Raw genomic sequence first — 12,980 nt, forward strand, 5'->3', positions numbered from 1 at the left:
ACCAACGGAAGCCGGAAGGGCACGTGGGTAGGGGTACTCGGTGCCATTCCGGCTCGTACCGAACGCACGGGGAGCGATAGCCATGGACTTCGACGACTGGGAGCCGATCTACGAGTCGATCCTTCGAGACTTCGGCTACCCCCGATCGGGCGACGAGCGCGCGCGAGACGTCCTCGCCGCGCACGCGACGCCGTTCGACGTGGACAGACTCGACTGCACCGGCGCGGTCGTCGCGGTCGTCGGGGCCGCGCCCTCGCTTCGCGACGAGATCGACCGGGTCGCCGACGCCGACAGGATCGCCGACGCCGACCGGGTCTTCGCGGCCTCGACGGCGGCTGACGTCCTCAGGGCGGCCGGCCGCGAAGTCGACCTGCTGGTGACGGACTTCGATAAGAACCCGGAGACGGCGCGCGAGTTCACACACCAGGGGACGCCTGTGGCGGCGCACGCCCACGGCGACAACGTTTCGCTGATCGAAGCGTGGGCCCCGAAGTTCGAGCCGTCGAACGTCCTCGCGACGACGCAGGCGGCGCCGGTCGACGCGGTCTACAACTTCGGCGGCTTCACCGACGGCGACCGGGCGGCGTTTCTGGCGGACGCCGTCGGCGCCGCGGAGCTGCGGTTCGTCGGCTGGGACTTCGATGACCCGCGCGTCTCGCCGGCGAAGGCGAAGAAGCTCGCGTGGGCCGAGCGGCTACTCCACCTGCTCGAACGGCGGCGCGGAGAGCGGTTCCCCGTGCTCGACGGCCGGCGAGACGGGATCGATCCGATTCCGCTCCCGTAGTTCTCGCGGTCGCGTTCTGGCGTGCAAACCGATCGGTATCCGCTCGGCGGGGTAGTCGCGGCCGACCGGGAACGGCCGACACGTTGAGGGCGGGGGCGCGTCTGTCACCGGTATGCAGATCCACTGGCACCGTCGGGACCTCCGCGCCGCCGACAACCGGGCGCTCGCGGCCGCGGCCGACGCGGTCGCGGAGGCGCCCGATCCGTCAGCGGACGGCGTGGTCCCGGTCTTCGTGTTCGACGAGGCGGTCCTCGAACACGCGAGCGGCCCCCGCGTCCGGTACCTGCTCGACGCGCTGGCCGCGCTTCGGGCGTGGTACCGCGAGCGCGGGTCTGACCTCGTCGCCGCCCGCGGGGATCCCGAAACGGCGCTCCCGGAGCTGGCCGATTCGTACGACGCCGAGCGCGTCGTCTGGAACGAAGACTACTCGAAGCTCGCCCGCGAACGCGACGAGCGCGTGCGACGGGCGCTCGACGAGCGCGACGTCGCTGCCGAATCGTTTCACGACGCCATCTTCCACGAGCCCGGATCGATCACCACCAACGACGGCGAGCCGTACTCGGTGTTCTCCTACTTCTGGAAGAAGTGGCGCGACCGGGAGAAGCCGGGGGCGATCGATCCGCCCGACGCCGACGCGCTCGCGGACGTTGCGGGCGAGGACCTCCCGACGATTCGCGCCCTCGGATTCGAGGAGCCGGCGGCCGACGTCCAGCGGGCCGGGACCGAGGCGGCCCGAGAGCGGCTCGGGGCCTTCTGCGAGGACGGGATCTACCGGTACGCCGACGATCGGGACTATCCGGCGCGCGAGGGTGTCTCGCGCCTCTCCGCGGATCTGAAGTTCGGGACGGTCGGGATCCGCGAGGTGTACGAGGCGACCGCGGACGCCGCCGCGCGTGCGACGGGCGACAGCGAGATCGAGTCCGTCGCGGAGTTCCAGTCACAGCTCGCTTGGCGGGAGTTCTACGCGCACGTGCTCTACTTCAATCCGGACGTCGTCACCGCGAACTTCCGCGAGTACGAACACGCCATCGAGTGGCGAGACGACCCCGAGGCGTTGCGGGCGTGGAAGGCCGGAGAGACCGGATACCCGATCGTCGACGCCGGGATGCGCCAGCTAAAGGCGGAGGCGTATATGCACAACCGCGTCCGTATGATCGTCGCGTCGTTTCTCACGAAGGACCTCCTGATCGACTGGCGCGAGGGATACGCCCACTTCCGAGAGCACCTCGCCGACCACGACACCGCAAACGACAGCGGCGGCTGGCAGTGGGCGGCCTCGACGGGGACGGACGCGCAACCGTACTTCCGGATCTTCAATCCGATGACGCAGGGCGAGCGGTACGACCCCGATGCGGAGTATATCGGGACCTACGTTCCGGAGCTCCGCGGTGCCGACCCCGAGCAGATTCACGCGTGGCACGAACTGTCCGCCGAGGAACGAGAGCGGATCGCTCCGGAGTACCCGGCTCCGATCGTCAATCACGCGGAGCGTCGCGAGGCCGCGCTGGCGATGTTCGAGTCAGCGCGCGGCGAGAGCTGAGTAATTCGAAACGGTCGCCACTCCCCGAGAGAGCCATGTTACCACACCCCCCTTAACGTTTAACAGGAATCCGAACGTGGTACGCAGTGGAGGTCCAATTATGAGCTACGAACTCGATCCCCTTCCGTACGACTACGACGCGCTCGAACCGCACATTTCCGAACAGGTCCTGACGTGGCACCACGACACGCACCATCAGGGCTATGTGAACGGCTGGAACGCGGCCGAGGAAACGCTCGAAGAGAACCGTGAAGCCGGCGACTTCTCGTCGTCCGCGGGCGCGATCCGCAACGTGACCCACAACGGCTGTGGACACATTCTCCACGACCTGTTCTGGCAGAATATGTCGCCCGAGGGCGGCGACGAGCCGAGCGGCGCGCTCGCAGACCGCATCGAGGCGGACTTCGGGTCCTACGAGGCCTGGAAAGGCGAGTTCGAGGCCGCGGCGTCCGGCGCCGGCGGCTGGGCGCTTCTCGTCTACGACTCGTTCTCGAACCAGCTTCGCAACGTGGTCGTCGACAAGCACGACCAGGGCGCGCTCTGGGGCAGTCATCCGATCCTCGCACTGGACGTCTGGGAGCACTCCTACTATCACGACTACGGCCCGGCCCGCGGCGACTTCGTCGAGAACTTCTTCGAGGTCGTCGACTGGGGGGAGCCCAGCGCCCGCTACGAGCAGGCTGTCGAACTCTTCGAGTAAGCGAACTCGACACACCCCGATATTTTTTCGAGGGCGGCGTCCGGTGAGCCACTGCTCACGGCGTGCCAGTGAATATCACGATCCGCTCCCCCGTTGTCGTGGGGCGCGCACTTGGTCCGCGGAAATCGTGACAACTGTCCACTCGATGGTCGTGGTACCGCGACCCTCGCAAGTCTTATCCGGGAATGGGGTCTACGTTTGTTTGCAATGGCAAACGGTAAGGTTGATTTCTTCAACGACACAGGCGGTTACGGTTTCATTTCGACGGACGACGCTGACGACGACGTTTTCTTCCACATGGAGGATGTTGGCGGCCCGGACCTCGAAGAGGGCCAGGACGTCGACTTCGAGATCGAGCAGTCCCCCAAGGGACCGCGCGCGACGAACCTCGTTCGTAACTAATACCGACTTCGGTCGTCGTTCGCGGCGACAGTAGACGGCACGTACTTTTCCCGAGTTCGCTCGGGGATTTCCACACCACTGATACTGATTGTTCTCGTCTCGTACCGTTGAGCGCCCGCCCCAGTGACGGCGCTCACCGGAACACAGCGGGAACAGCCGGTATGAGCCGCGGGGCTCGGTTCCGACGCGGTTATCGGGAGCAGGTCCGCCGGACGGGGACCGTTCTCGCGAGCAGTCCGAAACGCTCAGTTTCACTGCAGGCGTTTCTCCACCGGTGACTGTCGATCGCGGCGCTGACGAGGGCGACGACGATCGGAGCCGACAGGACGGCGACCGCCGAACCGGCGTGTTGGTCGTTTCGACGGACGCGGAGCGTCGCGACGCGTTCGCGCTCCGACGGGCCGTGTTCGTGGGCGAGCAGGGCGTCAACGAGGATATCGAGTGGGACGAACACGACGAACCGGACGCGAAAGCGACGCATTTCGTCGCCTACGACGGCGGCGATGTCGTCGGCGCGGCGCGACTCCGGGGCGTCGGGACCGACTCGGAGACCACGGGGACTGCCAAGGTCGAACGCGTCGCCGTCGCCGCCGACCGTCGCGGCGAGGCGTGGGGGCGCCGCGTGATGGACGCTGTCGAATCGTATGCCCGCGAGGCGGGCTTCGACTCGCTGCACCTCCACGCCCAGACGCCGGTGCGGGGGTTCTACGAACGGCTCGGGTACGATGCGTTCGGCGAGGAGTTCGAGGAAGCGGGGATTCCGCACGTCAAGATGGAGAGGGCACTCGGCGGCGACGAGTTCTGAAGTGACGCCCGCGCTGGGTCTGCCCGAGAGAGTCGTCGCCAACGAGTGCGACCGCTAACGAGTGTTTATATACGAAGCCGCGGCCAGAGCCCGTGTGACCTGAGAGCGGCCCCGCGTCGAGCCGCGGTTGTTCGGCACGTCGACGCGGGAGGCATTCGCAAACTGTCGTGCCGACTGTTCGCCCTCTATCGCAGCCGCTTCGAGACGTACGGGCCGTCCTGGTGGTAGCCGAGCTTCTGGCGGTAGTACTGCCGGACGCCGATGCCCGAGATGATCGCGAGCTTCTCATAGCCCGCGTCGGCAGCGAGTCCCTCCGCGCGGCGAACGAGCCGCCGCCCGTAGCCGCGGTGCTGCCACTCGCCCTCGCCGCTGCCGATTCCGGCTTCGCTGCCGTAGACGTGGAGCTCGCGGACGATCGCGGCGCCTTCGAGTTCCCGCCGGACCGGGTCGTTCGGGAAGCGGAGCCGACAGAACCCCACGAGCAGGTCCTCGACCGGGTCCTCGAACGCGAGGAACCGTTCGGTCCCGCCGGCGACGTCGTAGGTCTTCACGTTCAGCTCGACCCGTTCCGGGTCCGGGTCGGCCTCGTTCATCCCTGCCTCGCGGGCGCGGATGTCCCGCAGCTCTATCCCCTTCTCCTCAGCGCGCTCTTCGGCGAGCTGTCTGAGGTTCGACTTCCAAACGCCCGCGTCGATGAAGTCTGCGGGAATGTCCCGCTGAACGCGCTGGAGACGCGTGTACTCGGGGATCATCCCCATCACTTCGGCGACGATGTCTGCGGCCTCGTCGTTGCCGAGCGGGTCGAACTCGCCGCGCCGCCACTGGTCGTAGACGCGCGTCCCGCGGACGACGAGCGTCGGGTAGATCTTGAGGTAGTCCGGGCGGTACGCCTCGCGCTCGAACAGCTGCCGGAAGTCCTCGAGGATCATCTCCTTTGTCATCCCCGGCTGGCCCGGCATCATGTGGAAGCCGACCTTGAACCCCGAGTCCCGGAGCCGGCGGTTCGCGTCGATCGACGCCTGGACGCCGTGGCCGCGGTGCATCTCCCGGTTGATCCGCTCGTAGGTCGTCTGAACGCCGACCTCGACTTTCGTCGCGCCGAGATCGAGCATCCGGTCGATCTGCTCGGGGTCGCACCAGTCGGGCTTCGTCTCGAACGTCGTGCCGATGTTCCGGATGTCGGCCGTCTCGTTCTCGGTGATGACGTCCTCGACGTAGCGGAACTCGACGTCTCCGGGGTCGGGTTTGAACGACTGATCCTCGGCGGGCTCGGGATCGGCGTCGAGGTCGTAGTCGTTCAGCGCCTCCAGCGCGCGCTTGACGAACCACTCCTGGTAGTCGTGGCTCCGGGCGGTCATCGTCCCGCCCATCAGGATGAGTTCGACCTTGTCCACCGGGTGGCCGATGTGCCTCAGCTGTTCGAGTCGGAGCGTCACCTGACCGTACGGGTCGTAGTCGTTCTGCTCGCCGCGGGCGGCCGCCGGCTCGTGGCCGGTGTACGACTGCGAGGAATCGAACTCCGAGGCCGGTCCGCCCGGGCAGTAGAGGCACTTCCCGTGTGGGCACATCTGCGGCGAGGTCATGATCGCGACCGGTGAGACGCCCGAGGCGGTCCTGACGGGCTTTCGGCGGACGACCTCTTTCACCTCCTCGCGACGGTCCTCGGGCGCATAGGAGAGGATAGCCGCGTTCTTCGGCACCTTCGGCGAGGAGTGCGTCGAACACGCATCGAGCTTCGCCGACTCAAGGTCGTCACGACCGACCTCGTCCTCGAGAATCCGCTCGACGAGATCCTCGCAGGTCCGGCGGAACGCCTCGGTCTCCGTCGGGTCGGGATCCGGACCGGTGTCAGAGCTCACGTGGGGATCGCCTCCGGTCGTTCCGAAGCACGCGTCGACAGCCGTCGCGAGCGGCGACTCATTACGCGTGTCTCGTCCCGTTTCGGGGTTAAGCGTGTCGCTCCCGAGCGTAGGGAATTATGAGAAAGGGACGCAGGTGGCCGCTCAGCGAGCGCGGGGGGCGACCGCGCGCACCTTAGAGTTGTTCGACGACCGCCTCGGCGACGGCGTCGACCACGTTGTCGCGAGCGCCCGAGAGGAACTCGACGCGGTTCTGACGGATCCCCACGGCGGTGATGCCGCCCTGCGGGACGGCGTCGCGAGCCGTCGACGCCACCGCGCGGACGTCCACGTCGTCGCTCGTGCGAACGAACAGCTCGTCCATCGCGTAGACGATGGTCGCCGGTCGCTCGTCGTCGGCCCGGCGGTGAAGCGCGTCCGCGAGCAGCGATGTCGGGGGGAAGTCGAACCGGTGGCTGTAGGAGTCCGCGTCGAGGACGGCGACGGAGGCGCCGTCGACGTCGCGGTGCTCGACGTTCGCCTGTGCGGTCTCGACCTCATCGTCGAGTTTGATGCGGAACTGCTCGGAGACGTGGCCGGCGAGGCCGCCGTCGGTGTCGTCGAACAGAAGGTCGGTGACGAGCTCCCGCTTATCCTGATACGACTGGTAGTACGCCTCCAGCGCGATTGCCTCACGGAGTTCCCGCGTCCGGTCGGCGTCGTAGCCCGCCTCTTCGGCGAGGTCGGCGTACGCCGCTGGCGTGTCCTGCCAGTAGCTCACAGCCGGGAGATGGGAGAGGTCGTCGCTCACGTCGGCGTTAACGACCGCCCCGAGGTTCGCCCCGAGCGCGCCGGTCGAGAGACCGCCGGCGTCGACGTCGGTGAGACTCGGCGAAACGAGGACGCTCGCCTCGTCAACGATCTCCGGATCGACCGGCGCGGCGTCGACGACGACACGCGAGGCGCCGTAGACGCCGAGGAGGCCGAGCCCGTCCAGCGAGTCGGTGGTGCCGCCGACGCCGACGAGGATCACGAGCGGGAGCTTCTCGCCGTGGCGCTCGTTGTCCTGCAGCATCCGCGTCACGTCGTTCGTCGCGGCGTCCATCCCGTAGACGGGGTCGTCGAGCGGGCGGCGGTTGAGGAAGTGGTACTCGGCGTCCGCGCGGGCGTGCTCCTCGCGGATGAGCGGCAGCACCGCCCGTTCGATCGCCGCGCCGGCCACGTAGCCGTCGGCGGTGGCGGCGTGCCGGATCACGATCGGTCGCGACTGCAGCACGGCCGTACGGATCGCCTCCGCGGCGTCGCCGAGCTGTTCGGTCACGGCCTCGACGGCGTCGTGTGCGGCGAGCGGCTCTACCGCGTCCGGTCGGGCCTTCTCCGAGAGCGCGTCGGCGAGGCGCGTTTCGACTGCCTCCGCGTCCTCGCCCTCGAGGACGGTCAGCTCCTCCGTTTCGACCTGCAGTTCGCCGCGCCGCATCTCGACGTCACCGTCGAGTCGGACGGTGTCTCCCTCCTCCACCTCGGGGTAGGCGCGGACGCCGGCTTCGACGAACGCCGCGGCGTCGACGACCGCCGTCTCGTCGCGCACCTCGAAGATCGTCGGGCCGCCAGTCTGTCGCGCGCCGATGATCTCGCCCTCGAGTCGAACCCGCTCGTCGACGCGGTCGCCGAGCGAGTCGACGGTGACGCGCTCCGGCGGTTCGTCGCTCTCAGCGTCGGCTGCGACCTCGGCGGCGGCGTCCACCGCGGCCTCGTCGGCGGCCTGGACGGCGCGTTGGTCAGCCTCCTCCCCGCCGGTGGTGTCGTCCGTTCGGTCGTCGGACGCGTCCGCGGAGACATCCGCGTCAGCGGCGGTTTCGTTGGCCGTCGTGTCCGCCCCAGTCGTTCCGTTCGACTCCCTGCCGTTCGCCTTGCGGGACTTCGTCGGGGCGCCCTTCGGCGTCTTCTTGACGGGCGTGGGTCCACCGTCGCGGTCCTCGGACTCGATCGGTTCGCCGTCGGCGTCGCCGTCGGGGTCGTGCACCCGCGCGCCGCGAAACTCGGATTCCGCCTGCCGGATCGACCAGCCGAGGTCGATGTTCCCGTTGTCTCTGACGTTCTTCACCTGAACGAAGACGGTGTCGCCCGACTCCCAATCGAGGCTCTCAAGACGGCGGTCGAGTTCGCTGCGGTGCAGGAGCCCGGTCACCCCGGGCGCGAGGTCGACGAAAACGCCGAAATCCGCGAATCCATCGACGGTACCCTTGTAGTACCGCCCCGGCGTGAGCTGTTTCGGGGAATTTCCCCGGAAATCGAACCAGACGTCTTCGTCGTGCGTAATCCAATCCATTGCGTGAGTAGAATATGTCGCGCCTAAAACGATTGTCGAATCCCGTCCGTGAGCGAAGTCCCCGATCCGGAGGGAACCGAACGGATCCTGTCAGACGATTCCGACCATCCGGAGGACGGTCCGGCCGGCGTCGATGCCGCCGAACACCGAGCCGAACAGGAGCACTGCGGGCACGGACCCGGCGAGTGCGGCCCGAGCGGTGGTCGTCCCGTGGACCTCGCGCAGGCCCGCAATCAGTAACACCGCACCGTAGAGCGCACAGGCGAGCCGGAGCGCGGGCGAGGGAAAGCCGGCGAAGACGCACGGGGCCGCGGCGTACGCGATCACCTGCACCGTCTCGCTGATCCCGCCGCGGTCCCGAACGGTGAGAATCAGGAGAACTGTCTGGAGCGCGGCGGTCAGATGGAGCGCCGCGGGCGCGACGATGAGCGCCACGGCCGCGAGTGCGAGGACCGCCGAGACGGCCGTCCCGCCGGCGAGCGACGGAATCCGCTCCGGTGAGAACGCGAACAGCCCGGTGGCGTAGGCGGCCGCGATGACGACTGCGAAGACGAGCCCCGGTGCCTGATCGCCCGGCGCGACCCCGTTTCTGAAGAACTGCCGCGGGCGGATCAGGACCTCGAGCCACGCTCTCGCGACGCCGCGCGCCCCGCGGTCGCGCCCGCCCTCCGGATTCTCCACCCACGTCGTCATAGTCTCTCTACCTCCGGTTAGTCGCGGCGAAGCGTATGACAGTTCCGACACCGCGCCTCGTAGGACTCGTCGGCGCCCACGACGATCGTCGGCTCGTCGGCGTGTGCTGGCTCCCCGTCGACGAACCGCTGATTCCGCGTCGCGGGCTCGCCGCACTGCGTGCAGATCGCCTGCAGCTTGTCGACGTACTCGGCGACGGCCATCAACTGCGGGAGGGGCTCGAACGGCTCGCCGCGGTACGTCTGGTCGATACCGGAGACGAGCACGCGGCGGCCGTCGTCGGCGAGCGCCTGACAGACGTCGACCAACTCCGAGGAGAAGAAGTTCGCCTCGTCGACCGCGACGACGTCCTCGCCGTTCAGGTGGTCTCGGATCTCCCAGACGGCCGACCCCTCGTTCGGAACAACGGCGGCCCCCCACTGTCGGCCCACGTGCGAGCCGACAGTGGCCTCGCCGTATCGGTCGTCGATCGCGGGTTTGAACACCGCGATCTCCTGGCCCGCGATCTCGGCGCGACGGAGCCGGCGGAGGACCTCCTCGGTCTTCCCGGAGAACATCGACCCAGTGACGACCTCGACCCAGCCGCTGTTCGTGATGGCGTGCATACGACCTCCGAGTGCGGTGGAGGAGCAAAACCGTTGGTGATTCGACGACGCCGGCTCCGGAAACCGGCCGTCGACCGCAGTCGCGCTCCGCGGTCGTTACCGGCCGTCGGCACCGACGTTCTCGTCGGCCTCGAACGTGTGTGGATCGGGCTCGATATTGGCGTACTCGACGGCTCGACGACCGAGCACACGAACCCGGTCATCGAGTTTCTCGTCGGTGATGTCGCCGCCGTCAAACCGCCTCGAAACGTTCGGGAGCGCCGCCTGGTGGGGAATCACCCACGCGTCGAGCGCGCGGCAGACCGACCGGAGGTGCTCCAGCGCGGTGACCGGAAATCCCCCGCCGGCGACCGCTAACAGGCCGACCGTTTTCCCCTCGAACTCGTCGAAGCCGCAGTAGTCCAGCGCGTTCTTCAGCACGCCCGAGTACGAGCCGTGATACATCGGCGTCCCCAAAAGGATCGCATCGGCCTCTCGAATTCGTCGGGTGAGCGCGTCGCCGTCGCCCTGCCGGTCCACGTCGGGATCGAACGTCGGCAGTTCGTACTCCCTGAGATCCAGCACCGCGCCGGTTCCGCCGGCCGCACGAGTCCCATCGAGCGCGCGTTCGAGCGCTCGCCGGGTGTAGCTCTCCCCGCGCAGACTCCCACAGACGGCAACCACGTGCGCGCCGGATGCCGAGCCGTCGGATGACATACGGTGAACTCGGTCGGGCGTCTCAAGAAACCATCGTCGAAAGGAGTCACGTCACCGAAACAGCCCGATCCCAATGGAAAACGGTTCGCCCCGCCGCCGGAGTTTCTCCGCGCAGCGCGTTTCAATCGGCGTACAGCGAGTACGTGATAACGGCGAAGCCGATGAACGTCAAGATCGCGTCGATGAGCAACCCGGTGGCGAGGTCGACGCCGAGGATGAAATCGAAGGTGCCGCCCAGGAGCGCCCCGAGCGTGATGACCCCGAACCCGATCGCGAGCGCCCGGAGCGACTGGGTGCCCGTCTTTCGGTAGGCCTTCAGCGAGAAGTACGTGATGAGTCCGCCGAGGACGAGGATCCCCGTCTTCACCACGATGATTCCCGTTGCGATACTCGCGGATGTGGTCGTGTGTACCATTATGTTTCCTCCCGTACGGCGGTCCAGATGTCTGCGAGCCGCTCTTCGGGCCCCTGATCGGGGCGGGCGATCTCTACGTCGAGGTCGCGCCCCTCGGTGAGCGCGATTCGGACCTCCTCGAACGCGACCGAGTACGTGGTCGTGTGGTGGCCGTCCGATCGGATCTCGGTCCCCTCTTCGAGCAGTCCGGATTCGGTGAGGAGATCCAGCTTCCGATACGTCGTCGACAGCGGGATGTCACAGCACTCAGAGAGCTCGTTCGCCGTTTTCGGCTCGTCGAGTCCTCTGATGATGGCTCTCGCATCTGCGTCGTCGAGCGCGTCGAGGACGGGCTGGAGGTCCGACGACTCGTTCGCGGACGGCTCGCGCGCCATTACCGGGACGAGGAGCACCGACGGTATTAATCTCCCGGGATTCGCGCGAGGCCGACGGTCCGTCCGTAGGCAACGCCTTTGGTGGCGTCCCACCAACGGCGCGGCGTGAGCGATCCGAAACCGTTCCGATACGACGCCGAGGTCCCGCCGGGGAAGACCCGCCACCTCCGCTATGAGATCAGCGAGACGTATATGGGGGATCCCGTCGAGATACCCGTAACCGTCATCAACGGCGAACACGGCGGGCCGACAGCCTTCCTCTCGGCGGCGATACACGGCGACGAACTCAACGGGGTGAAGGTACTGCAGGAGGTGGCGGACCGATACGACCCGGCGGACGTGCACGGAACGATCGTCTGCGTACACGTCGCGAACGTCCCGGGATACCTCGCCCAGCAGCGGTACATCCCCATCTACGATCAGGACCTGAACCGGTCGTTTCCGGGTCGGTCGGGATCGAACACCGCCGAGCGGATGGCGAATCGAATCTACGAGCGCTTCGTCAGGCCCTGCGACTTCGGCATCGACTTTCACACCTCGACGCGAAACCGGACGACGATGTATCACGTCCGCGCGGACACGGCTCGCCCCGAGGTCAACCGCCTCGCCAGGGCGTTCGCGTCGAATCTCATCCTCTCGGGGGAGGCCGACGCCGGATCGCTCCGAACGGTCGCGACGAACGACGGAATCCCCACGATCACCGTCGAGATGGGTCGAGCACACCGCTTCCAGCCGGCGCTGATCGACCGCGCGCTCGAGGGCGTCGAGAGCGTCCTCGCCGAGTACGAACTCCTCCCCGACGCCCCCGTCAGGTGGCCGGGATGGACTCGCGTCGTCGACAGCAACGGCGACAAGACGTGGCTGCGGGCCGACACCGGCGGCCTCGTCGAGATGCAGTACGGCTCGGTCCCGCTGGTCTACGAGGGCGACACGATCTGTACGATCTCCGATCACTTCAAGGAGCGAGAGCAGCGCGTCGCCGCCCCGTTCACGGGACTCATCATCGGATCGCTACAGAACCCGGTCGCGGCTCCGGGACATCCGCTCTGTCACCTCGTCGGCGTCGACGACGCGACGCTCCGGGAGATCGAACGGGAGGTCGAAGCGGGGGATTTTTCGGAACGACCCTGGGTGTAGCGGTGTCTCGTGAGCGTTCGACACAGAGTCGTTCCGAAGGACGGCCTTGGGCGTAGGGTGGCCTAACGCCCCACGGGGGACCGGATCAGACCTCGTCGGCGACGCGGCGGAGCGTCCGATAGCCCGCGTCGCCGTAGGCGATGAACCGAACGTCGGAGAGCGACGCGGGATCGAACGCGCGGATCTCGTCGGCGATGATCCGCGCCCCGTCTTCGAGGGGGAAGCCGGCGACGCCGCAGCCGAGCGCGGGGATCACCAGCGACTCGCAGCCGAGTTCGTCGGCGCGTTCGAGCGAGTTCCGCGTCGCGTCGCGGATGCTCGCCTCGGTGGCCTGCCCGTCGCCGTAGTGCGGCATCGCCGCCGCGTGGATGACGTAGTCGGCGTCGAGGTCGTAGGCGTCGGTGACGGCGACGTCGCCGAGGTCGATCGGCCCCTTCGTGACCGCCGCCTGATTCAGCGCCTCGCCGCCGCCGCGACGGAGCGCGCCGGCGACACCGGACCCCATCTGGAGACTCGTTCCGGCGGCGTTGACGAGCCCGTCTGCGGACTGCTGTGCGATGTCGCCCTGGATGACGGAGAACTCCATACGCCAGTGTTCGCCGCCATTGACAAAACTCCCGGTGGTGATCGTGCGGGCCCGCGACGGGGTCGAACCGAAGGCT

The 12,980-nt window shown here is 67.7% G+C and carries 14 protein-coding genes; 6 read left to right on the plus strand and 8 right to left on the minus strand.

The window, feature by feature from the left end; genetic code table 11:
- The first annotated feature begins 82 nt into the window (after positions 1-82).
- The 5 genes from ACT3HL_RS09630 (at position 83) to ACT3HL_RS09650 (ending at position 4,231) form a co-directional block, all read left to right on the plus strand.
- Positions 83-784, plus strand: coding sequence for a 6-hydroxymethylpterin diphosphokinase MptE-like protein (locus ACT3HL_RS09630; RefSeq protein ID WP_445086618.1), 702 nt, complete (start codon positions 83-85; stop codon positions 782-784).
- Between the two features lie 112 nt (positions 785-896).
- A complete protein-coding gene (locus ACT3HL_RS09635; RefSeq protein ID WP_445086619.1) occupies positions 897-2,324 on the plus strand; it encodes an FAD-binding domain-containing protein in 1,428 nt (475 codons plus the stop codon).
- Between the two features lie 100 nt (positions 2,325-2,424).
- Positions 2,425-3,024 (plus strand): superoxide dismutase, encoded by a 600-nt coding sequence (gene sod / locus ACT3HL_RS09640; RefSeq protein WP_445086620.1) that lies wholly within the window; start codon positions 2,425-2,427, stop codon positions 3,022-3,024.
- A 207-nt stretch (positions 3,025-3,231) separates the two neighbouring features.
- Entirely contained in the window at positions 3,232-3,426 is a 195-nt protein-coding gene (locus ACT3HL_RS09645; RefSeq protein ID WP_445086621.1) for a cold shock domain-containing protein, read from the plus strand.
- Between the two features lie 346 nt (positions 3,427-3,772).
- Positions 3,773-4,231: a GNAT family N-acetyltransferase gene (locus ACT3HL_RS09650; RefSeq protein ID WP_445086770.1), complete on the plus strand. Its 459-nt coding sequence runs from the start codon at positions 3,773-3,775 to the stop codon at positions 4,229-4,231.
- Between the two features lie 185 nt (positions 4,232-4,416).
- Here the strand turns inward: ACT3HL_RS09650 and ACT3HL_RS09655 are convergent, their stop codons facing one another.
- The 7 genes from ACT3HL_RS09655 to ACT3HL_RS09685 all read right to left on the minus strand — a co-directional run bounded on the left by ACT3HL_RS09655 (position 4,417) and on the right by ACT3HL_RS09685 (position 11,181).
- The gene (locus ACT3HL_RS09655; RefSeq protein WP_445086622.1) at positions 4,417-6,090 is read right to left on the minus strand and encodes a tRNA uridine(34) 5-carboxymethylaminomethyl modification radical SAM/GNAT enzyme Elp3; all 1,674 of its coding nucleotides are present in this window, start codon (positions 6,088-6,090) and stop codon (positions 4,417-4,419) included.
- 175 nt (positions 6,091-6,265) lie between these two features.
- Positions 6,266-8,398: an OB-fold nucleic acid binding domain-containing protein gene (locus tag ACT3HL_RS09660; protein WP_445086623.1), complete on the minus strand. Its 2,133-nt coding sequence runs from the start codon at positions 8,396-8,398 to the stop codon at positions 6,266-6,268.
- 90 nt (positions 8,399-8,488) lie between these two features.
- Complete coding sequence (locus ACT3HL_RS09665; protein ID WP_445086624.1) at positions 8,489-9,091, minus strand: YIP1 family protein; 603 nt, start codon at positions 9,089-9,091, stop codon at positions 8,489-8,491.
- A gap of 17 nt (positions 9,092-9,108) precedes the next feature.
- Positions 9,109-9,696, minus strand: coding sequence for a thymidine kinase (locus tag ACT3HL_RS09670; protein WP_445086625.1), 588 nt, complete (start codon positions 9,694-9,696; stop codon positions 9,109-9,111).
- A 96-nt stretch (positions 9,697-9,792) separates the two neighbouring features.
- Positions 9,793-10,392 (minus strand): NAD(P)H-dependent oxidoreductase, encoded by a 600-nt coding sequence (locus ACT3HL_RS09675; protein ID WP_445086626.1) that lies wholly within the window; start codon positions 10,390-10,392, stop codon positions 9,793-9,795.
- Between the two features lie 121 nt (positions 10,393-10,513).
- Positions 10,514-10,807: a DUF7521 family protein gene (locus tag ACT3HL_RS09680; protein ID WP_445086627.1), complete on the minus strand. Its 294-nt coding sequence runs from the start codon at positions 10,805-10,807 to the stop codon at positions 10,514-10,516.
- Positions 10,807-11,181 carry a helix-turn-helix domain-containing protein gene (locus ACT3HL_RS09685; protein WP_445086628.1) on the minus strand — a complete coding sequence of 125 codons (375 nt, stop codon included), beginning with the start codon at positions 11,179-11,181 and terminating at the stop codon, positions 10,807-10,809. Before ACT3HL_RS09685 ends, ACT3HL_RS09680 begins: the two co-directional genes overlap by 1 nt.
- A 105-nt stretch (positions 11,182-11,286) precedes the next feature.
- Here ACT3HL_RS09685 and ACT3HL_RS09690 point away from each other — a divergent pair, with 105 nt between their 5' ends.
- Complete coding sequence (locus tag ACT3HL_RS09690; RefSeq protein ID WP_445086629.1) at positions 11,287-12,318, plus strand: succinylglutamate desuccinylase/aspartoacylase family protein; 1,032 nt, start codon at positions 11,287-11,289, stop codon at positions 12,316-12,318.
- An 85-nt stretch (positions 12,319-12,403) separates the two neighbouring features.
- On the opposite strand, the gene ACT3HL_RS09695 is transcribed toward ACT3HL_RS09690, so the two are convergent.
- Positions 12,404-12,904, minus strand: a complete 501-nt coding sequence (locus ACT3HL_RS09695) for a macro domain-containing protein (protein WP_445086630.1) — start codon at positions 12,902-12,904, stop codon at positions 12,404-12,406.
- Between the last annotated feature and the right edge of the window lie 76 nt (positions 12,905-12,980).

The sequence above is a fragment of the Halobellus sp. GM3 genome (assembly GCF_052545375.1).

Coding starts and splice junctions, on each gene's coding strand:
- ACT3HL_RS09665 (WP_445086624.1), bottom strand. CDS start 9,091: ATGACGACGTGGGTGGAGAATCCGGAGGGCGGGCGCGACCGCGGGGCG.
- ACT3HL_RS09680 (WP_445086627.1), bottom strand. CDS start 10,807: ATGGTACACACGACCACATCCGCGAGTATCGCAACGGGAATCATCGTG.
- ACT3HL_RS09670 (WP_445086625.1), bottom strand. CDS start 9,696: ATGCACGCCATCACGAACAGCGGCTGGGTCGAGGTCGTCACTGGGTCG.
- ACT3HL_RS09660 (WP_445086623.1), bottom strand. CDS start 8,398: ATGGATTGGATTACGCACGACGAAGACGTCTGGTTCGATTTCCGGGGA.
- ACT3HL_RS09630 (WP_445086618.1), top strand. CDS start 83: ATGGACTTCGACGACTGGGAGCCGATCTACGAGTCGATCCTTCGAGAC.
- ACT3HL_RS09635 (WP_445086619.1), top strand. CDS start 897: ATGCAGATCCACTGGCACCGTCGGGACCTCCGCGCCGCCGACAACCGG.
- ACT3HL_RS09695 (WP_445086630.1), bottom strand. CDS start 12,904: ATGGAGTTCTCCGTCATCCAGGGCGACATCGCACAGCAGTCCGCAGAC.
- ACT3HL_RS09675 (WP_445086626.1), bottom strand. CDS start 10,392: ATGTCATCCGACGGCTCGGCATCCGGCGCGCACGTGGTTGCCGTCTGT.
- sod (WP_445086620.1), top strand. CDS start 2,425: ATGAGCTACGAACTCGATCCCCTTCCGTACGACTACGACGCGCTCGAA.
- ACT3HL_RS09645 (WP_445086621.1), top strand. CDS start 3,232: ATGGCAAACGGTAAGGTTGATTTCTTCAACGACACAGGCGGTTACGGT.
- ACT3HL_RS09685 (WP_445086628.1), bottom strand. CDS start 11,181: ATGGCGCGCGAGCCGTCCGCGAACGAGTCGTCGGACCTCCAGCCCGTC.